The sequence below is a fragment of the Rhodophyticola sp. SM2404 genome (assembly GCF_053570515.1).
On the sequence record NZ_JBSEDL010000006.1, the window covers coordinates 49,453 to 71,847 of the forward strand.

Annotated in this window: 22 protein-coding genes; 8 read left to right on the forward strand and 14 right to left on the reverse strand. The window is 59.4% G+C overall.

Annotation, left to right across the window (positions count from 1 at the left end):
* The first annotated feature begins 13 nt into the window (after positions 1-13).
* Positions 14-1,327 (forward strand): GH1 family beta-glucosidase, encoded by a 1,314-nt coding sequence (locus tag ACTYEO_RS10510; RefSeq protein ID WP_449323699.1) that lies wholly within the window; start codon positions 14-16, stop codon positions 1,325-1,327.
* 34 nt (positions 1,328-1,361) lie between these two features.
* Positions 1,362-2,306, forward strand: a complete 945-nt coding sequence (locus ACTYEO_RS10515) for a glucokinase (protein ID WP_449323700.1) — start codon at positions 1,362-1,364, stop codon at positions 2,304-2,306.
* A 14-nt stretch (positions 2,307-2,320) separates the two neighbouring features.
* On the opposite strand, the gene ACTYEO_RS10520 is transcribed toward ACTYEO_RS10515, so the two are convergent.
* Complete coding sequence (locus ACTYEO_RS10520) at positions 2,321-2,791, reverse strand: Lrp/AsnC ligand binding domain-containing protein (protein WP_449323701.1); 471 nt, start codon at positions 2,789-2,791, stop codon at positions 2,321-2,323.
* A gap of 120 nt (positions 2,792-2,911) precedes the next feature.
* Between ACTYEO_RS10520 and putA the strand changes: the two genes are divergently transcribed.
* On the forward strand, positions 2,912-6,382 hold the full coding sequence (gene putA, locus ACTYEO_RS10525) for a bifunctional proline dehydrogenase/L-glutamate gamma-semialdehyde dehydrogenase PutA (RefSeq protein WP_449323702.1): 3,471 nt from the start codon (positions 2,912-2,914) through the stop codon (positions 6,380-6,382).
* Positions 6,383-6,502: 120 nt separating this feature from the next.
* On the opposite strand, the gene ACTYEO_RS10530 is transcribed toward putA, so the two are convergent.
* From ACTYEO_RS10530 to ACTYEO_RS10540, 3 genes are all read right to left on the reverse strand, one after another.
* A complete protein-coding gene (locus ACTYEO_RS10530; RefSeq protein ID WP_449323703.1) occupies positions 6,503-7,228 on the reverse strand; it encodes a VIT1/CCC1 transporter family protein in 726 nt (241 codons plus the stop codon).
* Complete coding sequence (locus tag ACTYEO_RS10535; RefSeq protein ID WP_449323704.1) at positions 7,221-8,633, reverse strand: FAD-binding oxidoreductase; 1,413 nt, start codon at positions 8,631-8,633, stop codon at positions 7,221-7,223. Before ACTYEO_RS10535 ends, ACTYEO_RS10530 begins: the two co-directional genes overlap by 8 nt.
* An 81-nt stretch (positions 8,634-8,714) precedes the next feature.
* Positions 8,715-9,149, reverse strand: a complete 435-nt coding sequence (locus tag ACTYEO_RS10540; RefSeq protein ID WP_449323705.1) for a PaaI family thioesterase — start codon at positions 9,147-9,149, stop codon at positions 8,715-8,717.
* A gap of 65 nt (positions 9,150-9,214) precedes the next feature.
* Between ACTYEO_RS10540 and ACTYEO_RS10545 the strand changes: the two genes are divergently transcribed.
* Positions 9,215-10,006: an enoyl-CoA hydratase gene (locus ACTYEO_RS10545; protein ID WP_449323706.1), complete on the forward strand. Its 792-nt coding sequence runs from the start codon at positions 9,215-9,217 to the stop codon at positions 10,004-10,006.
* Positions 10,007-10,082: 76 nt separating this feature from the next.
* Here the strand turns inward: ACTYEO_RS10545 and ACTYEO_RS10550 are convergent, their stop codons facing one another.
* The 3 genes from ACTYEO_RS10550 to ACTYEO_RS10560 form a co-directional block, all read right to left on the reverse strand.
* Positions 10,083-11,558, reverse strand: a complete 1,476-nt coding sequence (locus tag ACTYEO_RS10550; RefSeq protein ID WP_449323707.1) for a carboxypeptidase M32 — start codon at positions 11,556-11,558, stop codon at positions 10,083-10,085.
* Positions 11,559-11,562: 4 nt separating this feature from the next.
* Positions 11,563-12,699 (reverse strand): heme A synthase, encoded by a 1,137-nt coding sequence (gene ctaA, locus ACTYEO_RS10555; protein ID WP_449323708.1) that lies wholly within the window; start codon positions 12,697-12,699, stop codon positions 11,563-11,565.
* Between the two features lie 168 nt (positions 12,700-12,867).
* Entirely contained in the window at positions 12,868-13,602 is a 735-nt protein-coding gene (locus ACTYEO_RS10560) for an RNA methyltransferase (protein WP_449323709.1), read from the reverse strand.
* Between the two features lie 114 nt (positions 13,603-13,716).
* On the opposite strand from ACTYEO_RS10560, the gene ACTYEO_RS10565 reads away from it, so the two are divergent.
* A complete protein-coding gene (locus ACTYEO_RS10565) occupies positions 13,717-14,337 on the forward strand; it encodes a thiamine phosphate synthase (protein WP_449323710.1) in 621 nt (206 codons plus the stop codon).
* Here ACTYEO_RS10565 and ACTYEO_RS10570 read toward each other — a convergent pair.
* The 3 genes from ACTYEO_RS10570 to ACTYEO_RS10580 form a co-directional block, all read right to left on the reverse strand.
* Positions 14,318-15,145, reverse strand: coding sequence for a lysophospholipid acyltransferase family protein (locus ACTYEO_RS10570; protein ID WP_449323711.1), 828 nt, complete (start codon positions 15,143-15,145; stop codon positions 14,318-14,320). The two genes, ACTYEO_RS10565 and ACTYEO_RS10570, sit on opposite strands and share 20 nt — an antisense overlap.
* Positions 15,142-15,915 (reverse strand): GNAT family N-acetyltransferase, encoded by a 774-nt coding sequence (locus ACTYEO_RS10575; protein ID WP_449323712.1) that lies wholly within the window; start codon positions 15,913-15,915, stop codon positions 15,142-15,144. The genes ACTYEO_RS10570 and ACTYEO_RS10575 overlap by 4 nt, the downstream gene beginning before the upstream one ends.
* A 150-nt stretch (positions 15,916-16,065) precedes the next feature.
* Complete coding sequence (locus tag ACTYEO_RS10580) at positions 16,066-16,251, reverse strand: DUF3553 domain-containing protein (RefSeq protein WP_449323713.1); 186 nt, start codon at positions 16,249-16,251, stop codon at positions 16,066-16,068.
* Between the two features lie 15 nt (positions 16,252-16,266).
* Between ACTYEO_RS10580 and ACTYEO_RS10585 the strand changes: the two genes are divergently transcribed.
* Positions 16,267-16,893, forward strand: a complete 627-nt coding sequence (locus ACTYEO_RS10585) for a histidine phosphotransferase family protein (protein ID WP_449323714.1) — start codon at positions 16,267-16,269, stop codon at positions 16,891-16,893.
* Between the two features lie 20 nt (positions 16,894-16,913).
* Here ACTYEO_RS10585 and ACTYEO_RS10590 read toward each other — a convergent pair whose 3' ends face one another.
* The 3 genes from ACTYEO_RS10590 to ACTYEO_RS10600 are packed head-to-tail and all read right to left on the reverse strand — an operon-like array spanning position 16,914 to position 18,957.
* Positions 16,914-17,432: a gamma carbonic anhydrase family protein gene (locus ACTYEO_RS10590; protein ID WP_449323715.1), complete on the reverse strand. Its 519-nt coding sequence runs from the start codon at positions 17,430-17,432 to the stop codon at positions 16,914-16,916.
* Entirely contained in the window at positions 17,429-18,085 is a 657-nt protein-coding gene (gmk, locus tag ACTYEO_RS10595; RefSeq protein WP_449323716.1) for a guanylate kinase, read from the reverse strand. Before gmk ends, ACTYEO_RS10590 begins: the two co-directional genes overlap by 4 nt.
* Before the next feature lie 2 nt (positions 18,086-18,087).
* Positions 18,088-18,957, reverse strand: coding sequence for a YicC/YloC family endoribonuclease (locus tag ACTYEO_RS10600; protein WP_449323717.1), 870 nt, complete (start codon positions 18,955-18,957; stop codon positions 18,088-18,090).
* A 155-nt stretch (positions 18,958-19,112) separates the two neighbouring features.
* On the opposite strand from ACTYEO_RS10600, the gene ACTYEO_RS10605 reads away from it, so the two are divergent.
* Positions 19,113-19,754 carry a PAS domain-containing protein gene (locus ACTYEO_RS10605; protein ID WP_449323718.1) on the forward strand — a complete coding sequence of 214 codons (642 nt, stop codon included), beginning with the start codon at positions 19,113-19,115 and terminating at the stop codon, positions 19,752-19,754.
* A gap of 78 nt (positions 19,755-19,832) precedes the next feature.
* Here the strand turns inward: ACTYEO_RS10605 and ACTYEO_RS10610 are convergent, their stop codons facing one another.
* On the reverse strand, positions 19,833-21,209 hold the full coding sequence (locus tag ACTYEO_RS10610) for a class II 3-deoxy-7-phosphoheptulonate synthase (RefSeq protein ID WP_449323719.1): 1,377 nt from the start codon (positions 21,207-21,209) through the stop codon (positions 19,833-19,835).
* A gap of 164 nt (positions 21,210-21,373) precedes the next feature.
* Here ACTYEO_RS10610 and ACTYEO_RS10615 point away from each other — a divergent pair, with 164 nt between their 5' ends.
* Positions 21,374-22,363, forward strand: a complete 990-nt coding sequence (locus tag ACTYEO_RS10615; RefSeq protein ID WP_449323833.1) for a GlxA family transcriptional regulator — start codon at positions 21,374-21,376, stop codon at positions 22,361-22,363.
* Positions 22,364-22,395: the final 32 nt, after the last annotated feature.

Sequence of the window (22,395 nt, forward strand, 5' to 3'; positions counted from 1 at the left end):
AAGGACGACCTCCATGCGCCTTACTCGCGCCGATTTCCCTGAAGATTTCCTCTTCGGGGTCGCAACCTCCGCCTATCAGATCGAAGGCCATGCCAATGGGGGCGCAGGCCCGACCCATTGGGATAGTTTCGCAGCCACGCCTGGAAATGTGGTGCGCGCCGAGAATGGTGATCTGGCTTGTGACCATCTCAATCGCTGGCAGGAGGACCTCGATCTGGTGCGCGATCTGGGGGCCGATGTCTATCGGTTCTCGACCTCATGGGCGCGCGTGATGCCCGAAGGCCGTGGTAAGGTCAACGCGCAAGGCCTTGATTTTTATGATAGGCTTGTGGATGGCATGCTGGAGCGCGGGATCAAACCAGCGGCCACCCTTTATCATTGGGAATTGCCCTCGGCGCTGGCCGATCAGGGCGGGTGGCGCAACCGTGATATCGGCGATTGGTTTGCCGATTACACCGAAGTGGTGATGACACGGCTTGGCGATCGCATCTGGTCTGCCGCGCCGATCAACGAGCCTTGGTGCGTTGGATGGCTCAGCCATTTCGAGGGGGCCCATGCCCCGGGCCTGCGCGATATCCGTGCGGCCGCGCGCGCCATGCATCACGTGCTTCTGGCCCATGGGCGCGCCACGCAAGTTATGCGCGGCTTGGGGATGAAAAACCTCGGGGCTGTGTGCAATTTTGAATGGTCCGAGCCCGCTGATAACAGCCCTGAAACCATCGCCGCCGCCGCCCGCAATGATGCGATCTATAACCGCTTCTTCCTTGGTGGATTGTTCAAGGGCGAATACCCCGAAGAGGTGATGGAAGGCTTCGCGCCGCATCTGCCACAGGGCTGGCAGGATGATTTCGCCACCATCCGCGAACCGCTCGATTGGTTGGGTCTGAATTATTACACCCGCAAAATAGTCACCCATCAGGAGGGCGCTTGGCCCAATTACGGCGATACAGAAGGCCCGCTGCCTAAGACCCAAATGGGCTGGGAGATTTACCCCGACGGCCTGCGCGATTTCCTGATCCGCACCGCGCGCGACTATACAGGCACCCTGCCCCTTTATGTCACCGAAAACGGCATGGCCAACCCCGATGAGCCGGGACAACCAGATCACGCGCGGATCGATTACCTAACGGCACATTTGAACGCGGCGCGCGAGGCGATTGCCCAAGGCGTGCCGCTTGAGGGCTATTTCTGTTGGTCCTTGATGGATAATTACGAATGGTCGCTTGGCTATGAGAAACGCTTTGGACTGGTCCATGTGGATTTCGACAGCTTGAAGCGCACCCCGAAAGCATCCTATGACGCGCTTGCAGGATGGTGGCGCAGGTAATGCGCTCCTCCTCCAGACCAAGAAGGACTTCAAAATGAGTGCTGGCTTTTCACTGGTTGCCGATACGGGCGGCACAAATACACGCGTGGCCTTGGCCAATGACGGGGTGGTGGATCAAGACAGCATCCGCCGTTACCGCAACGCGCAAGCCAGTGGCATGGATGATATCCTGCGGCAATATCTGGGCGATATCGGTGTGACGAGCACGCAAATCTCGGGCGCTTGCGTGGCGATTGCGGGCCCTGTGCGGGACGGCGTGGCCGAGATGACCAATCTCGACTGGCGGATTGATCGCGATATGTTGGCAGATGTGCTGACGGCCAAAAAGCTGGCGGTCTTGAATGATTTGCAGGCCCAAGGTCATGCGATCGGGCATCTCGAGCCGCGCTATGTCACCCAGATCCTGCCGCAGCCCGAGGCCTCACTGCATGCGGCCAAACTGGTGATCGGGCTTGGCACGGGCTTTAATGCGGCCCCCGTTTTTGACACTGCCGCAGGCCGTTTCGTGCCGCCCTCGGAATCGGGCCATATCAGCCTGCCTTGGTCGGGCAATGATGGCGATGCCATCGCGCTGGCCTTGCGCAGCGAGCGCGGCTTTGCCTCGGTCGAGGATATCCTGTCAGGCCGCGGGATCGAGCGGTTGCACCGCTTTTTGCATGATTCCAAAGTCTCGGCCGCCGATATCATGGCCAGCCTTGAAACGGGCGACGCGCAGGCCGAGGCCACCGCGCGGCTTTTCGTGAAAATCCTTGGCACCGTGGTGGGTGATCTAGCACTGATCAACCTGCCCTTTGGCGGCATCTATCTGATCGGTGGCGTGTCGCGCGCGATTGCCCCTTATCTGGAACGCTTCGGCTTTGCCCAAAGCCTACAGGCCAAAGGGCGGTTCGAAGGCTTCATGGAGCAATTTGGGGTCTTTGTCGTCTCGGATGACTATGCCGCCCTGACAGGCTGCGCGGCACATCTTTCGCATTTGTAAAAATCAGGCCTGCCTTAGAAAGCCTCATCCTTGACCGATTGCATCGACACATGGGTCGAGGTTGAGGCGACATAGGGCAAGGCCGAAATCACCTCCCCCAATACACGGCGATAGCTGCGCATATCGCTGGTGCGCACCTTGAGCTGGTAATCAAACGCCCCCGCAATCATATGGCATTGCTCGATCTCGACCACTTTGCGCACCTGCTCATTGAAAGCGTTAAGCGCTTTTTCCGTGGTATCGGTCAGCTTCACCTCGACGAAAGCCACATGGTCGCGGTTCAATTTGCTCGGATCAAGCACCGCGCGATAGCCCAGAATATAGCCCTGCGCCTCCAGCCGCCGCAAACGCACCTGAGTTGGGCTTTTTGACAGGCCAACACGGTTCGCAAGCTCGGTTACAGCTATGCGACCGTTTACAGTGATTTCTTTCAGGATTTTGTGGTCAAAGGCATCAAGTTGCCCGCTATATTTACTATCGACCATGCAAACGCCCTCCAACTTGGAATTTCTTAGCAACTTTTTCCTTTTGGGAAGAAGAGTCAAGGCGCCCTTCCTGAAAGCTTTGCCTTACAGATAGATAATTCACTATGGAAAGGTGCCAAAATGACCAAACTTGCCGATATCCGCGCCAGCATTCGTGCCGATCATCTGGAAGATGAAAATGTCATTTTGGACCGATTGATCACAGGCAACGGCCCTACCCCTGCGACACGCAAAGCCGCGTCTGAGCGTGGCACAAAGATGGTCGAAGCCATGCGCGCCGATACCCGCCCCGGTTTGATGGAGGTCTTTCTGGCGGAATATGGCCTCTCGACGCAGGAAGGCGTGGCCTTGATGTGTCTGGCCGAGGCGCTTTTGCGCGTGCCTGATGCCGAAACAATGGATGCCTTGATCGAAGACAAGATCGCGCCCTCAGAATGGGGCTCGCATTTGGGCAAATCCTCCTCCTCGCTGGTCAATGCCTCCACTTGGGCGCTGATGCTGACGGGCAAGGTGCTGCAAGATGGGGAAGGCATGGCCTCGGTTCTGCGCAGCGCTGTGCGGCGCGTGGGCGAGCCTGTGATCCGCGCCGCCGTTGGCCGCGCCATGCGCGAGATGGGAAGCCAATTCGTGCTTGGCCAAACCATGGAAGAGGCGCAAAAGCGCGCCGCCAAGATGGAAACCAAAGGCTATAGCTATTCCTATGACATGCTGGGTGAGGCCGCGATGACCATGGCTGATGCGGATGCGTTTTTCGCTAGCTATAGCAATGCCATTGCCGAGATCGCCCCGCGCTGCACCAGCGATGATATCCGCAATAATCCCGGCATCTCGATCAAGCTGTCAGCCCTGCATCCCCGCTATGAGGTGGGCCAGCGCGACCGCGTGATGAGCGAGTTGGTTGACCGCGCAATGGCGTTGTGCCTCCTGGCCAAAGAGGCGGGCATGGGCCTGAATATCGATGCCGAGGAAGCCGATCGTCTGGATTTGTCCCTTGATGTGATCGAGGCGCTTTTGTCAGACCCGCGGCTGGCGGGCTGGGACGGGTTTGGCGTGGTGGTGCAGGCTTACGGTCTGCGCGCGCCCGCCGTGATCGACTGGCTCCATGCTTTGGCCGAAACCCATGACCGCAAAATCATGCTGCGATTGGTCAAAGGCGCCTATTGGGATACCGAGATCAAGCGCGCGCAGGTCGAAGGCCTTGCGGGCTTTCCCGTCTATACCCGCAAGACCGCCACGGATGTCGCCTATATCTGTTGCGCGGGCAAATTGCTGGGGCTGACTGACCGCATTTACCCGCAATTCGCCACCCATAACGCCCATACAGTCGCCGCCATCATCGAAATGGCCGATGACCCGCAAGCCTTTGAATTCCAACGCCTTCATGGCATGGGCGAGGCCTTGCATGACATCGTTCTCAAAAACAACGCCACCCGCTGCCGCATCTATGCCCCCGTGGGCGCGCATCGTGACCTCTTGGCCTATCTGGTGCGGCGCTTGCTGGAAAATGGCGCAAACTCTTCCTTCGTCAATCAGGTGCTGGACAATGATGTGCCCGCCCATGTGGTGGCCTCCGACCCTTTCGCCGATTTGCAAAATTCAGGCGAGAACATCGCCGTGATCAAACCCGACCAGCTTTTCGGCGCGCGCGTGAATTCGCGTGGCTTTGATCTGCATGACGAAACCGATTTGGCCGAGATCGAAGCCGCCCGCGCGCCCTTCATGAGCGCTACATGGCAGGCCGCCCCTATGCTCGCGACAGCCCATAAAGGCGCTGAGCGCGTGGCCATCACCTCGCCCGCTGCCCCCACCCAGATGGTGGGCGAGGTGATCGAGGCCGCCCCTGAGGATATCGAGGCCGCCATCGCAGTCGCCACCCCATGGGAGGCCCCCGCCGTTGCGCGTGCAGCCGCCCTCAAACGCGCGGCCGATCTTTATGAGGACCATTTCGGCGAGCTCTTTGCCCTTCTGGCGCGCGAGGCAGGCAAAACCCCATCTGATGCCATCGCCGAGCTGCGCGAAGCCGTTGATTTTCTGCGCTATTACGCCGATGAGGCGCAAAACCTCACCACGCCTGCGCGCGGCATTTTCACCTGTATCAGCCCGTGGAACTTCCCCTTAGCGATTTTCACAGGCCAGATCGCCGCTGCTTTGGCCGCTGGCAACGCCGTCTTGGCCAAACCCGCCGAGACCACGAGCCTGACGGGCGCTTGGGCCGTCAAACTGCTGCATGAGGCGGGCGTGCCCGTCAGCGCATTGCAATATCTGCCCGGCAAAGGTTCCGTAGTGGGTGCGGCCCTGACCTCGGATGCGCGGATCAATGGCGTCTGCTTCACAGGTTCCACCCCGACCGCACAGCGCATCAACCGCGCGATGACACAAGCCATGGACCCCTCGGCCCCGCTGATTGCCGAGACAGGCGGCCTGAATGCAATGATCGTCGATTCCACCGCCCTGCCCGAACAGGCCGTGCGCGATATCGTGACCTCCGCCTTCCAATCGGCAGGCCAGCGCTGCTCGGCACTGCGGATGCTCTATGTGCAAGAGGACATCGCGGAGCCTTTCCTCGAAATGCTCAAAGGCGCGATGGATGAATTGGTGGTGGGCGATCCATGGTCGCTGAAAACCGATATCGCGCCTGTGATCTCAGATTTGGCCCGCGCCGATATCCAAGCCCATATTGAGACGGCCCGCAGTCAAACCCGTTTGATCAAACAGCTTGAAACCCCGGAAGCAGGCCATTTCGTAGGTCCTGCCCTGATTTCCCTGCAAGACGGGATCGCGGGCCTCGAGCGCGAGGTGTTCGGCCCTGTGCTGCATGTTGCGACCTATCGGGCCGAGGATATGCTAAAAGTGGTGGATGCGATCAATGCGCGCGGCTTTGGCCTGACCTTTGGCATGCATAGCCGCATTGATGACCGCGTGCAGGAGGTCTCGGCACGGCTCAAGACAGGCAATATCTATGTGAACCGCAACCAGATCGGGGCGATTGTCGGCAGCCAACCCTTTGGCGGCGAGGGGCTTTCGGGCACAGGCCCGAAAGCGGGTGGCCCCAGCTATCTGCCGCGTTTCACGCAGCAAAGGCTTCAAAGCGCGCCTGCCGCAAAGGGCGAGACAGCCGATGTCGCAGCCGTCCAATCCGCACTCGACAGGCTCGACCCACCTTTGCAAACCGCGCTGTCCACCCAACCCCTTCCAGGGCCCACGGGGGAATCAAACCGCCTCTCCACCTATGCGCGCGGCCGCGTGCTCTGCCTTGGCCCCGATGCTGCTCTTGCCGAGGCCCAAGCCCGCATGGCCCAAGCCGTTGGCTGCACCACGCTGGTCATCGCGACAGGGACCGGACCCAGAGGGATCGAAGGCCAACTCGCCCCCGAAGCTCTGACCCAACTCACAGGCTTTGATGCGGTGATTTATTGGGGGGACGCAGAAACAGTACGGGCCTATGCAACGGCGCTCGCCGCCCGCGAGGGCGCGCTGATCCCACTGATCCTTGAGGCTGATCCGACCCCTCGCCTCACGCTGGAGCGTCATATCTGCATCGACACAACCGCCGCCGGCGGCAATGCAACCCTTCTGGCGGCTGCGGCCTGATCCATCTTTGCTTGCCAAATACTTCGGGGAAAAGGCTGTAGCCCTCAGGGCAACAGCCTTTGGGGCAGCGCCCCTAGATCGTTCCGATGTCAGCGGCGCTATTGTGAAATCGAAACGCCCCTAAAGCGACATCCCCACCAAAGCACCGATGCCAGCGGTGGCCGCCATCGCCGTTGCGCCCCAGAACACAACGCGCAAGGCCGCTTTCGGCTTGGGCGCGCCGCCTGCATGGGCTCCCAAAGCCCCAAGGGCGGCCAATGCCAGCAAGGTCGCGCCACCAACGCTCCATTTGATCGTCTGAAGCGGGGCAAAACTTCCCACCAAAAGCGGCACCATGGCCCCTGTTGCAAAGGTCAAAGCCGATACAAGTGCCGCCTGTATCGGTTGTGGCGGCGAGAGATCCGTTAACCCGATCTCGTCGCGCACATGGGCGCCGAGCGCGTCTTTCGCGGTCAGCTCGGCTGCCACCTGTTCGGCCAATTCACGGCTGAGGCCACGCTCTTCATAGATCGCGACCAACTCCGCCAATTCCCCTTCAGGGTTTTCCTCCAACTCTTTAATTTCTTTCAAAATATCGGCACGCTCGACATCTTCTTGCGACGAGACCGAGACATATTCCCCTGCCGCCATCGACATCGCGCCCGCGACCATGCCCGCGACACCTGCCAGCACAATCTGCGCCTGCGTGCCGCCGCCAGCTGCCACCCCGACAATCAACGAGGCCGTTGATAAAATACCGTCATTCGCGCCCATCACAGCCGCCCTCAGCCAGCCCGTTCGCTTGGACAGATGCGGCTCCAGATGCGCCGAGGGCACGCCGAAATTCGCGGGGCGGTGATCAGCCAAAAGGAAGCCTCATCTTGCCGGGGTTGAAGATATTCTGCGGATCGACCGAATGTTTGATCGCCTCCATCATCGCCATGGCAGGCGCGCCCAATTCACGCTCAAGATAGTCGGCCTTGCCCTGCCCGATCCCATGCTCGCCCGTGCAGGTGCCATCCATCGAGATCGCCAGATCATTCAACCAGCCGATGAAATTCTCGGCCCGCGCCAATTCCTGATTGTCATCCACATCAATCAGCAAAAGCACATGGAAATTTCCGTCCCCTACATGGCCGACAATCGGTGCCTTAAAGCCCAATTCCAACGCCTTATCCTGCGCAGCGGTCACGCATTCGGCCAAGCGGCTGACGGGCACACAAACATCTGTCGACAAGCCCTTACAGCCAGGGCGCAGGGCCAGACTCGCCCAATAGGTGTCATGGCGCGCCTGCCAGAGGCGGTTGCGCTCTTCCTCACGGGTGGTGAAGACAAAGCCCGATCCGCCAAATTCCTGCGCGATATCGCCAAAGGTTTCGGCTTGTTCCTTGACGCTGGCATCGCTGCCATGAAATTCCAGCAACAAAAGCGGCGAGACAGGTAGGCTGAGCTTGGAATAGGCATTCACCGCCTCGACGGTCAGCGCATCCAGCAATTCGATCCGCGCCACCGGAAGCCCGTATTGGATCGTCATGATCACTGCGTTGCAGGCCTCCTCGACCGTGGCGAAAGAACAGGTTGCCGCCGAAATCGCCTCGGGCGTGCCTTGCAATTTCACGGTCAATTCCGTGATCAGGCCAAGCGTACCTTCCGAGCCGATCATCAGCCGCGTCAGGTCATAGCCCGCGCTGGTCTTGCGCGCCCGCGCGGCGGTCTTGACCACCTCGCCCGAGGGCAGAACCGCTTTGAGCGCAAGGATATTGTCCTTCATCGTGCCATAGCGCACCGCATTGGTGCCGCTGGCATTGGTCGCAGCCATCCCGCCAAGCGAGGCATCCGCGCCTGGATCAACGGGGAAGAACAGCCCCGTATCGCGCAGATGCGTATTCAGCGCCTTGCGCGTCACACCGGGCTGGATCACGGCATCCATATCCTCGGCATGTACATCAAGAATGGCATTCATCTGACTGAAATCAATTGATATTCCGCCCGCTGGCGCATTTACATGCCCCTCAAGCGAGGTGCCTGCCCCAAAGGGAATAATCGGCACGCCATGCGCGGCGCAGACCTCGACCACCGCCACCACATCTTCGGTGCTTTGCACAAAGACCACCGCATCAGGGGCTTGGGTGCGGAGCCATGTTGTGGTGTGGCCATGCTGCTCCCGCAGGGAGCCGCCCGTTTCGCAACGCGGGCCAAAGCGCTGCTGCAAAATACCGATTGCTGTCGAAATTCCCGCTTCATTGCGTGGCAAATCAAGGATCAGAGCCATTATGTTTCCTATCTCTCGGGCCGTCATTGCCCTTTGGGTCAGTCTAGGCGCTCGCCCGCCTAAGGGCAATTCGGCTGTGGCTTAGCGCTCGGGCGGGATGGAATAGGTCATGGTGGCCCGCGCCACGGGCGTGTCACTGCCTTCCGAGAAGATCAAACAATCCCCCACCGCCAGCACACGGCCCAGTTTGAGCAGACGACATTCACATATCAGATCGCGCCCTGCGGCGGGTTTGCGCATAAAATCAATCGAGCAATTCGTGGTCACCGCCAAGGCTTTCGGCCCGATCATTGCCAAAACCGTCAGATAGACCGAAACATCTGCCAAAGCGAACATGGCAGGGCCTGAAACAGTGCCCCCCGGTCTGAGATGCTGCGGCGAGATCACCAGACGGATGCGGGCCTGATTGGGCTGCACCTCCTCGATCTGGAAATCTTCGCTGACCTGAGGAAAATCCGATGCCAGAAACGCCTGCAAAGCGGCCTTATCCATCGTTACGTCTTTTGTCTCACGCATTGCCTGCCTCTCCCTTTGGGCCTAAGGTTTCATAGGTTTTTACAGGCTTGGCAAGGGAGAAGCCGATGAGTGACGATATCCTGATCCGCAAAGATGACGGCGCAATCACCCATTTGGTGCTGAACGCGCCTGCCAGCCTGAATGCCCTCTCCGATGCGATGCTGGCCCGCCTGAAGGCCGAATTTAGCGATTTGTTAGAGAGCGAGAGCCAAAGGGTTGTGGTGATCAGCGGCACAGGCAAAGCTTTTTGCGCGGGCCATGACCTCAAGGAAATGACGGCCAAGCGGCAATCCCCCGATGGCGGGGCGGCGGATTTTGGAGATCTCTTCGCGCGCTGCGGCGAGGTGATGCAAATGATCCCCCGCCTGCCCCAGCCCGTAATCGCCCAAACCCATGGCATTGCCACGGCGGCGGGATGCCAATTGGTGGCAAGCTGTGATCTCGCCGTGGCCGCCGAGGGCACGCGTTTCGGGGTGAACGGGGTGAATATCGGGCTGTTCTGCTCCACCCCGATGGTGGCTTTGTCGCGCAATATGCCGCGCAAACAGGTGATGGAAATGCTGGTCACGGGCAATTTCATCGATGCCAGCCGCGCCAAGGAATTGGGGCTGGTCAACCGCGTGGTCCCCGAGGCCGAGCTTGCGGCTAAGACCCGTGCCTTGGCCGAACAGATCGCGGGTAAATTGGGCCGCGCAGTGCGTATCGGCAAACGCGCCTTTTATGACCAGATCCAGATGCCCTTGGATCAAGCCTATGAGTTCACGGGCGCTGTCATGGTGGAAAACATGCTTGAGAGCGACACCGAGGAAGGGATCGCCGCTTTCATCGAAAAGCGCGACCCGACTTGGACGCAATAGCTTGTTTCAAAGGGGATAGCGGGGCGCGCGGGCGAGGCCCACGCCCCGTTTTCAAGTATTTTTAAAGCAAAGATGATCAGAGGTCGTAAATCGAGGCGAATTTCGCTTCGAGATACTCAAGAAGCGGGGCCTCACTGATTTCGCCGACTGCATCAGCGATCACTTGACGCGGCTCTTTCAAACCTCCAAAACGCTGAACCTTTTCGCGCAACCATCCCGTGGCGGGGGCAAGCTGGCCTTGACCCAGATCAGCGTCGAGATCAGGCAGGTCTTTGCGCATCGCTTGATGCAGGCAGCCTGCATAGACATTGCCCAGACTATAGGTCGGGAAATAGCCAAACAGCCCCTCGGACCAATGCACATCCTGCAACATACCGTTTGAGGGCCTGTCCACCTCCAGCCCGAAATCGGCTTTGAAGCGGTCATTCCATGCGGCTTCCATATCGGCCACTTGCAAATCCCCCTTGATCAAGGCGCGCTCCAGATCAAAGCGCAGCATGACATGGAGATTGTAATGCACCTCATCGGCTTCCGTTCGGATATAGCCTGAGGCCACGCGATTGACGGCGGCAAAGAACCCATCGGCACTGTCGATATTCAAATTGCCAAAGCTCTCGCCCATGCGATCAAAGAGCCAGCCTGTGAAGGGTTTCGAGCGGCCAAGCTGGTTTTCATAGATGCGACTTTGGCTTTCATGCACCCCCATCGACACGCCTTGCCCCAAAGGGGTCAGCGCATAATCTGCGTCGATATTCTGCTCATAGCAGGCATGGCCCACTTCATGGATCGTGGAATAAAGCGCGCCGAAGGGATCGTCCTCAGAGACGCGGGTGGTGATACGCACATCCGAGCCTGAACCCGAGCTGAAAGGATGTACCGCCAGATCGATGCGGCCCTTGCTCAGATCATAGCCAAAGGCGGTGGCGATTTTGCTGGTCAGCGCCAGTTGCGCATCATGGGCGAAATTGCCCGCCAGCGCTTTGGGCGCGGGCTTGCCCAAGATTGCCTCGCGCAGCGCCACAAGGCGGGGGCGCATACGGTCAAACATCGCCGCGATTTCAGCGCCCGTCATGCCGGGCTCGTAATCATCGACCAGCGCGTCATAGAGATCACCACCATTGGCCAGACAGGCGGCCTCTTGGCGGCGCAGATCGACCACTTTTTCCAGCATCGGCAGGAAGGCCGCGACATCATCATTGGCCCGCGCCTCGGCCCAGACACCATGCGCGATCGAGGTGGTTCGGGCCAATTCGGCGGCAAGGCTTTCGGGCAGTTTGTTGGCGCGGTCATAATCGCGGCGGATATGGCGCAGCTTGGCGGCATCCACCGCATCGCGCGGCTCGGCCAAGGCAAGCCATTCGCCGATACGCGGGTTCATCCGACGCTCATGCAGCATGGCGGCCATCGCTCCCATCTCCTCGGAGCGTTGGCGGGCCGCGCCGCGGGGCATCACGGTCTCCTGATCCCAACCAAGCCGCCCTGCCACTTGGCTCAGGGCCTCGGTCTGGCTGGCATAATCCAGAAGCGCGTCTAGGGCTGTGTGGTTCGACATGGGCTTACGCCTCCCGTACAGAGGTGGGGATTGGGTAGATCGACACGAACCGCGCCCGCATAATCAACACGATCAGCACAACCGCGCCCAATTGATGCGCCAGCGCCAAGGCGACAGGGGCAGAATTCATCACCGTGACAATCCCGATCACCATCTGCGCCAGCATCATGACCGCCACCCAATCAAAGGCGCGGCGCGTATGCGGGTTGCCCGATTTGCGCGAGGCAAACCACACACCAATGCCAAAGAGAAACAGCACATAGCCAACCATGCGATGGATGAATTGCACCGTGCCGTCATTTTCAAAAAGGTTGCGATACCAAGGCTCGATCGCCCACATGCCGGGTGGTGTGAAGCCGCCGGCCATCAAGGGCCAATCGATATAATTGCGCCCTGCATCAATCCCCGCCACCAAGGCCCCGATCAGGATTTGCACAAAGGCCAGATGCATCAGCCCCGTCGACATCCCCTTGAGCTTGCGATCCGCGCCGCGACGCGCCTGCATCAAAGCCCCTTCTTCGCGGCTGAGCAGCAAAATATACCACGCCATCAGCGCCAGAATGAAGAAGGCCAACCCCAAATGGGTCGCCAGACGGTAGGAGGCCACATCAAACATGCCAGGTGCGAGGCCGGAATAGACCATCCACCACCCCACAGCGCCCTGTAGCCCTCCCAGAGCGCCCAAGATCACCAAGCGTCCCGTCCAGCCGACAGGCACCGATTTGCTCAGCAGCAAAGCTCCAAGGCCAAGCGCCCAGACAAGCCCGATCATCCGCCCCCATTGGCGATGACCCCATTCCCAAAAATAGATATATTTGAACTCATCAAGGCTCATGCCCCGATTTTGCTCCTGATATTCGGTGGTCTGCTGATACAGCTCGAATTCCGACAGCCAATCAGCCTCATTCAAAGGTGGCACCGCGCCCGAGATCGGCGCCCATTCCGTGATCGACAGGCCTGAATCCGTCAATCGCGTCATGCCGCCAATGGCGATCATGATCGCGACCATCGCAAACAGCACCATCACAAAGGCCCGCGTCCAGCGCCGCCCCTGCCCGCGATCGCGGCTCACACCGCCCGGCGTTGCGGCAGGCTTTGCTGTTTGGGAAACATCTTCGAAAATATTGCGGCTCTTGGACATGCGCCCCACCCTTTTTTGATCGTTGCGCCAGACCTATCGCGCAGCGGCTTTCGCTTCAAGCACGCGCGACAAGCTGACCCAAGCAACCCCGTGATCATCTTTGCTTGCCAAATACTTCGGGGGAGGCGCCGCGCAAGCGGTGGCGGGGGCAGAGCCCCCAAATACAGGTTATTTCCGCTCGGCCCATCTGACCATCTGGCGCAACACGCCATGCAACATCTGAACATCCGCCCGCGTCAGCGGCAATCGCGCCCAAAGATTGCGTAAATTAATCTTCATATAAGCCGCTTTTTCCTCGGGAAAGAAAAAGCCCGCCTTGCCCAAGCGCTCCTCGAAATGATCGCCCAGTTTCTCGATATCCTGCCCCGTGGCGAAATCGGTCTTGGCCATTTCCATGACCATATCCTCGACCTCGCCACTCAGACGCTGCCATTCATAGGAACAAAGCAACACACATTGCGCGAGGTTGAGCGAGGGAAAGTCTGGGTTCACCGGCACCGAGATCAGCGCATTGGCAAGGGCCACATCCTCATTTTCCAGCCCTGCACGCTCAGGCCCGAACAAGACCCCGACCTTGCCCCCTTGGGCATGGATGGCGCGGGCCTCGGCCATGGCGCGCTCGGGGCTTACGATCGGTTTGGTCAATCCACGCTGTCGGGCGGTGGTGGCGAAGACATAGGTGCAATCACCAATCGCCTTGGCCGTGCTTGGCATAACGCCCGCATTGTCCAGCACCTTGCCCGCCGCCCCCGAGGCCAGCGCCACGGCGCGCTCATTCGGCCAGCCATCGCGCGGCTCGACCAAGCGCATATGGCTCAGGCCGAAATTCCACATGGCGCGTGCCGCCGCGCCGATATTCTCGCCCATTTGCGGACGCACAAGGATGAAACAAGGCTCAGTCATGGCCAGCGCCATAGCGCGCGGCGCGCATCCCCGCAAGTCTTGCGCCACACCAAGCATTGAACCACCCGCCCCTTCCCAGTATTGAGGCGCCACCACGCATCAGGAACCGCCCCCATGGATAGTCAAGACCGCCCGCAGCTTTATCTCGTGACACCGCCCGCTTTCGAGCTGGAGGCCTTTGGCACCCGTTTATCGGCCGTGCTCGACACCCATGAGATCGCCTGCCTGAGACTGGCCTTGGCCACCAGCGATGAAGATACGCTGTCGCGCGCGGGTGATCATCTGCGCGAGATTGCCCATGCCCGTGATATTCCGCTGGTCATCACCAATCATCTGCAAATGGTTGAAAAGCTTGGGCTTGATGGTGTTCATCTGACAGATGGCTCCCGCAGCATTCGCGCCACCCGCAAAGCCTTGGGGGCCGATCCAATCGTAGGTGCGTTTTGCGCCATATCGCGCCATGACGGCATGACCGCAGGCGAGGCTGGAACCGATTACATCGCCTTTGGCCCTGTGGGCGACACGGCCCTTGGCGATGGCTCCAAAGCCGAGGCTGAGCTGTTTGCTTGGTGGTCCGAGATGATCGAATTGCCCGTGGTGGCCGAAGGCGCGCTGACCACAGACTTGGTTGAAACCCTCGCCCCCGTCACCGATTTCTTCGCCGTGGGGGAAGAGATTTGGCGGCAAGAGGATGCAGCCCTCGCGCTTGGCGCGCTTATGGCGCCTTTGGGGTAAAGCCCGCCCGCACGGCCGCCTCACATGCCAGTGCCAAAGCCTTGCGATCGGCAAATTCCGCGACCCTTAACGCCTCGTGATAGGTGATCTCGACACGGCCTTGGCCTTGGGTCGCCAAAATCTTGATCAGGTTTGACCCGAAATCCATATCCCCCCACCAGCCGTAATAGGCCGCATCCTCGCCTTGGGGGGCTTGATAACGCAGGGATATGGGCTGGATATGCAGCGCATCGCGCAAAGCATCCGAGAAAAAGGCCTGAAACAGCGTGGTCTTGAAGGGCAACACCCGCAATCCATCGGTCGAGGTGCCTTCAGGGAAAAACAGCAATTTATGCCCTGCCTGCAGGCGCTCTTCAAACAGGGCCTGCTGCGCCTTGGCGCGCAGCCTGTTGCGCTCGATGAAAACGGTGCCCGTGCCCCGCGCCAGCCAGCCGATTCCGGGCCAGGCATGTACCTCGGATTTGGCAACAAAATACATGCGTTTCGATGCATTTAGCGCCAGAATATCAAGCCAGCTTGTATGATTGGCAACAAAGGCCCCGCGTTGCGGCATGGGCTGGCCTGTGACATGGCGCTGGAGGCCCAAAAAGCGGCAGATCAGGATGCAGACGGTTTGCGTGATCCATGGCGTCAGCGGCCTGTTCATGCCCCAGATCGCCTGCTCAGGCAGGCGTAGGAGCAAAAGGCTCGGGAAAGCGATCAAAAGCAGCAGCAATGATGGCAGCCCGCGCGCGACGACCCGTAACCAATCGCGCAACCCCAATGCGCGGGCGGGCGGCGCGGGTGGCGGCACCCAAGCCTCACTCATGCAGCACCACCTTTGGCGTAGAAGGCGCGGTGTTTCTCGCTGATCACGGCCGTATCCACGATCAGGCAGACATCGGTGCAATTGAAGGCGCGATCAATCCAAGCGCCCTGCCCCACAAAACCGCCAATGCGCAGATAGGCTTTGATCAGCGCGGGCACCCCACGTGCGGCTGCGACGAAATCCAGATCCTCAGGCGCGATCATATCCATCGCTACTCCATGGGGCGCACGGGCCTGCGCGCGCAGGGCGGCAGGTGCAAGATGGCGGTGATGCAGCAAGGATAAGGGCGCGGCCAAGGCGGCAGGATCGGTGCCTTTAAGCGAGGCGACCCCGAACATCACCTCAACCCCGTGATCGGTCATAAAGGCAGACAGACCTTTCCACAGATGCACCATGGCGATGCCTCCGCGATACTCGGAATGCACGCAGGAGCGGCCCAATTCCATCAAGCTGCGATCTGAGGATTTCAACGGCTCAAGGTCATATTCGCCTTCGGAATAAAACTGCCCCGCCGCGCGCGCCTGCTCAGCGCGCATCATGCGGTAGACGCCTACAACCTGATCCTCCGCGTCACGGCGGCGATCAAGCAGCATCAAATGGTCGAAATAGGGGTCAAAGCGGTCGCGCTCCAGCCGCGCATCATGATCCACCAGATCACCACCCGCGCCCAGTTCCTCAACAAAAACCTGATAGCGCAGGCGCTGTGCCGCGCGCAGATCGCTGTCATCGCAAGCCAAGCGCAATTCAAAATGGCTATCTTCGATCTGCATGCCCCATCCGCATTTCGTTTCCCGCGAGGTTTGCCCCCGTTTTCCCCCTGCTGCTACCCTATTGGCGGGCGCTTAGGCAAGTTTCTCCGGCCGCGTTAGCCTTCTGTTAACCATCTGCTGAGTAGGTTTGCGGGATTATATGCGCCCAATTCAGGTATCGAAATCCATGAGAAGCATGATCCTGCGACTATCGATCACGACCTTGCCTTCATTCTCGAAATTCACAGTCACCTTGCCCCCAATATTGGATTGCACCTGCCCCAGACCCCAATCGGGCTGGTTGGGATGGCGCACAAACATGCCCGGCTCCAGAAGTGAATTCATTTCCTCGGACATTGAGGGATCCCTTTCATGAATGATCTCGCCCCTTTGAACGAGGATGGCGCTCTCGCGGCTTTGGTGGCCTCGCGGCTCTGCCATGACCTTGTGAACCCATTGGGCGCAATCGGCAATGGGGTTGAACTGCTTGGCATGACAGGCGGCCAGCAAAGCCCCGAGATGGAATTGATTTCCGATGCCGTGCGTGATGCGCAAGCGCGGGTGCGCTTTTTCCGCATGGCCTTTGGCGCATCGCAACAGGGCCAAATGACATCTTTGCGCGAGGCGCGCACCATCCTGTCCGATCTCTATGATAGCGGGCGGCTGGATGTCACTTGGACCGCCGAAACCGATCTGCCCCGCGCTGAAACAAAGATCGGGTTCCTGATGATCGCCTGTGCCGAATCCGCCCTGCCGATGGGGGGCGATATCACCGTGTCACGCCTGTCAGAGGGGCAATGGCATCTCAACGCCACTGGCGCGCGGGTTCTGACCGATAAACAGGGCTGGAGCATGCTGGATCGCACAAGCGCGCCCGCCAATGGCCTACGCCCTGCCGAAGTGCATTTCCTGCTGCTCCGCCAAGAGGCCATGGCCCATAATGCGCAGCTGAATTTGACACTTGGCGACACTGAGATTGAGATTATTTTTTCATTTTAACAGTGTTTTAGGCTGGGATATTAAACCTTTTTCAATCCCGCGCAGAAGCGGCGCATATTTTCTTGGTAATGCACAGCCGATTGGATCAAGCCAAGCCGCGCCGTCTCGTCCAACTCACGCACCACCTTACCAGGCATGCCCATCACAAGGCTTCCATCGGGGATATGCTTGCCTTCGGGGATCAAAGCGCCTGCACCGATCAAGCAGCCTTGGCCGATCACAGCCCCATTGAGAACCGTCGCCCCCATCCCGATCAGCGATCCATCCCCAATCACGCAACCATGCAGCATCGCCTTATGACCGATGGTGCAATTCTCGCCAATCGTCAGCGGGCATCCCGGATCGGTATGGAAAACGCAGTTTTCCTGCACATTCGAGCCGCGCCCGATGCGGATATCTTCATTATCGCCCCGAATGGTGCTGCCAAACCAGATGCTCGCGCCGTCTTCCAGAAAAACGCGGCCAATCACATTGGCATCGGGGGCCACCCATGTGTCCTCGGCGATTTGCGGGGCAATCCCATCCAGCGCGTAAATCATGACTGACCCTTTTCAAATTCATCCTGCAATTTGCGCACATGGCCTGCCAAAGCGGGCTGCTGCTCACGGCGCAAGCGTTCCGAGGCGATGATGGTCTTGAGGCTTTCAAATGTCGCGTCGAGATCATCATTGACCAGCACAAAATCATATTCCGCCCAATGGCTTATCTCATCCCAGCTTTTGATCATGCGCTTGGCGATGGTCTCGGGCGTGTCCTGCCCACGGCTGACCAGACGGCGCTGCAATTCAGGGATCGAGGGCGGCAGAATAAAGATCGAGAGCGCGTGATCCTGCAGGCTGGAATTGCTGATCTGCTGCGCGCCTTGCCAATCGATATCAAACAGAACATCGCGGCCTGCCTCGATCGCCTCGGAGACGGGCGCTGTCGGTGAGCCGTAGTAATTTCCGAAAACATGCGCATGTTCCAGCATGGCTGCATCGGCAACCAAACCCTTAAAGGCGCTCTCGCTCATGAAATGGTAATCTTTTCCATCCACCTCGCCTTCGCGCGGGGCGCGCGTGGTGGCCGAGACCGAAAAACTCAGCGACGGGTCCCATGCCATAAGCCGTTTGGCCAGCGTTGATTTACCTGCGCCTGAGGGCGAGGACAGGATGATCAGCAATCCACGGCGGGTTTGAACGGGATCGGACATGATTACTCCACGTTTTGAACTTGCTCGCGCATCTGATCGATCAGCAATTTGAGGTCAAGCCCCGCACGCGTCAGCGCTTGATCCGAGGATTTCGAGCAGAGCGTATTCGCCTCACGGTTGAATTCCTGCATCAAGAAATCCAGCTTGCGCCCAATCGGCCCGCTTTCGGCCAGATGCGCCTTGGCCGCTGCGATATGGGCTTTGAGGCGGTCAAGCTCCTCGGTCACATCGGTTTTTTGCGCCAGAATGGCCAATTCCTGTGCGATCCGTGCAGGCTCGATATCGCTGGCCTCAAGAATGCGGGCGACATTGGCTAGGAAGGTCTCGGCTTGGCTCTGCGCGCGCGCGGTGGCGGCGGTTTCGGCCTCGGCAAGGGCGGTTTCCATCTGCGCCAACTGCCCCTCCAGAATGCCAAGCAGCGCTGCCCCTTCCGAGGCGCGACTGGCCACAAAACTCTGCAAGACGGGCTCGAAATCAGCCAGCAATACGTCTGGTTTGGGTAAATTCGGGCCGCTCGTCGCCTCGAACACGCCCCGAACGCCCAAGATCGCCGTTGCATGGGAGGGGGCCAAATGCAGGCCAAGTGCGCCCGCTTGCGCCTCAACCTCGGAGAGGGCCGCCATGGCAGCGGCCAAGGCATCATGATCAAGCGAGGCGGCCTGCGCCCCACTTTTCATTCCTGTTTTCAGAGAGATAGACACCGCGCCGCGCGCCACATATTTGCCGGCGCGTTCGCGAAGCCCTGCCTCAAGCGCGCCCAACCCATCGGGCAGACGCAGCCGCACATCCAGACCGCGCGCATTGACCGAGCGGATTTCCCATGACCAAGACAGATCCTGATCCGCGCCATCCCGCGCGCTATAGCCAGTCATCGAGTTAACCACTTAAGAGATTGCCCCCTGCATTTTCATTTATAATTTTACTATTAAGCCTGCGGTAACGAAGGTTTCTGAAGAGTTAACACAAACCACCCCCTCCGCCAACGCGGCTTGGGTGATCTCTGTGGGCAGGTGAGAGAAGAGTAATCATGGCGCAGTTTTCAGCACAAAGCGGCGAGGTCATCGCCATCTCCCAACATGAAGCCGCGATGATGCATCCCAGCTTGGGGCTGGTTTTGCAGCATTGGGAGGGGATTTGTCAGGGCCATCAGCCCCCCGCGCGCGACGCACTTGACCCGCGCGATCTAACGGGGCTGCTGTCGCATATCTTCATTCTGGAACGCAGCCGCCCCGCCACCGTGCGGCTCAGGCTTGGGGGAACGCATCTGACCGATTTGATGGGGATGGAGGTGCGCGGCCTGCCGATCCGCGCCTTTTTCGAATTAAGCGAGCGCACAAGATTGATGAGCGAGGTGGAACAAGTCTTTACCCGCTCGGCCAAGCTGATGCTGCATCTGACCTCGGATCAACAGGGCCAAGCCGTGCTGGACGGGCAGATGCTGCTTCTGCCTTTGCTTGGGTCACATGGCGAGATTGACCGCGCCCTTGGCGTGGTGACAACGACAGGCCCGCTCGGGCTGCGCCCACGCCGCTTCCGCATCAAACGGGCCAAGCTTACGCCGCTGGAAGGCGAGATCGCGGCCAACGGCCAAACCGCTGAGGCACCGCCCGAACCCGCAAAAGGCACCCCCGCCCTGACCTTGATTCAAGGCGGGCTAGCGGAGACCTGATGCGCGTGATCTGAAACAAGAAAAAAGGCCCGAAACTGCGTGGGTTCGGGCCTTTTCAACATCCTAGTTGGGGCAGGCTTATGCGCCAGCCGCCATCCTGTCTGCATCACGAATGGAGACCAGCTCCTCGGCCACGAGGAAGGCCAGTTCCAGCGACTGGCTGGCATTCAGGCGCGGGTCACAGGCTGTGTGATAGCGCGAGGAGAGATCCTCATCGGTCACAGCCCGCACGCCGCCCGTGCATTCGGTCACGTCCTTGCCCGTCATCTCGAAATGCACACCGCCCGGGATCGTGCCCTCAGCGCGGTGGATCGCGAAGAATTCCTGCACTTCGCGCAGGATCGAGTCGAAGGGTCGTGTCTTATAGCCCGTGGAGGATTTGATCACATTGCCATGCATCGGATCACAGGTCCAAAGAACATTGGCGCCCATCTCCTGCACCGTCTTGATCAGGCGTGGCAGGTGATCGCCCACCTTGCCCGCCCCAAAGCGCGCGATCAGCGTCAGACGGCCCGCTTCATTGGCAGGGTTGAGTTTTTCGATCAGCACTTTGAGATCTTCGGCGCTGGTGGTCGGACCACATTTCAACCCGATCGGGTTTTGCACGCCACGGCAGAATTCGACATGCGCGCCATCAGGCTGGCGGGTGCGATCCCCGATCCAGATCATATGGCCCGAGCCTGCAATCGGCTGGCCGCTGGTGGAATCGATGCGGCAGAAAGCCTCTTCATATTCCAGCAACAGCGCTTCATGGCTGGTGTAGAAATCCACCGTGGACAGATTGGGGTTTGTCGCACTGGTCAGGCCTGCAGCGGTCATGAAATCAAGGCTGTCTTGAATGCGGCCCGCCATATCGCGGTAGCGTTCGGCATCGTCACGATCGGTGAAGCCAAGCGTCCAGCTATGAACGCGGTGAATATCGGCGAAACCACCCGTCGAGAACGCCCGCAACAGGTTCAGCGTTGCAGCCGATTGCGTATAGGCCTGCAGCATCTTGGCAGGATCGGGGATGCGGCTTTCAGGGGTGAAATCAAGCTCATTGATAATGTCACCGCGATAGGAGGGCAGCTCCACCCCGTCAATCACCTCGGAAGGCGCGCTGCGGGGCTTGGCGAATTGGCCGGCCATACGGCCCACTTTGACCACAGGCACTTTGGCCCCATAGGTCAGCACCATCGCCATTTGCAGCATCACTTTGAAAGTGTCGCGAATCCCGTCAGCGGAGAATTCCGAGAAGCTCTCGGCGCAATCGCCACCTTGCAGCAAAAAGGCCTCGCCGCGCGATGCAGCGCCAAGAGCGGCCTTCAACCTTCGCGCTTCACCTGCAAAAACCAGCGGAGGATATTGGCCAAGTTGCGCCTCGACGGCCTCAAGGGCGGCTTGATCCGGATAATCCGGCATCTGCACCCGAGGTTTGTTTCGCCAGTTCGCTTTGTTCCATGCCTGTGCGGTCATGGTACCCTCCTAGAATTACGTTAACGGGGCGCTTATACGCAGGTCTCGCCCGCCATCCAATGACAAATTCCGCATTCGGGGGGATTGCGCCGTCGCAAAATTGGTGCTTTCGCTATTTCGGCACGGTTCCAGACGGCTGTGCGAATGTCAGGAAGGTCTGCCGCATGCCCACCCTTTCGCATGGTGTTCCAACGCACCCCAAGCGATATATCTTTGTTCTGCTGGACCAATTTACAATGCTCTGCTTCTCATCGGCGGTCGAGGCGTTGCGGATTGCCAACCGTATGTCGGGCCATGAACTGTATTCATGGGCCTTGGCGGGCGAAGGCGGAGAGATAGCACATTGCTCGGCGGGGATCGGCTTCAAGCTTGATATGGATCTCGACGAATTGCAGCGCGATGACACAATCATGCTGTGTGGCGGGATCAATGTGCAGGCCGCGACCTCCAAACGGGTGTTGAACTGGCTCAGGCGCGAGGCGCGGCGCGGGGCCACGATTGGCGGGCTTTGCACGGCGGGCTATTCACTGGCCAAGGCGGGCTTGCTAGATGGCAAACGCGCCACGATCCATTGGGAAAATCAGGACAGCTTTTCCGAAGAATTCGAGGACGTCACCCTGACCAAATCGGTCTTCGTGATTGACGGCAACCGCATCACCACAGCCGGCGGCACCGCCTCGATTGACCTGATGCTCAAGATCATCGCCAATGATCATGGTGAGGATCTTGCCAATATGGTGGCGGATCAGTTGATCTATACCTCGATCCGCACCGATCAGGACACGCAGCGCCTGTCGATCCCGACCCGTATCGGCGTGCGCCACCCCAAATTGGGGCAGGTGATCCGCATGATGGAGCAAAATATCGAAGAGCCGATCAGCCCTGCCAGTCTGGCCAAGGATGTCGGCATGTCCACGCGCCAGCTAGAGCGGCTGTTTCGCCGCTATCTCAACCGCTCGCCCAAGCGCTATTACATGGAATTGCGGCTGGCCAAGGCGCGTAACCTGCTGATGCAGACGGATATGAGCGTGATCAATGTGGCTTTGGCCTGCGGCTTTGCCTCACCCTCGCATTTCTCGAAATGCTACCGCGCGCATTATGACACAACGCCCTACCGCGAGCGTGGCACCCAAGCGAGCAAAGAGCCGAGTTAGACCACCCTTCGCGCGAATAGCGCCGAAGGCGC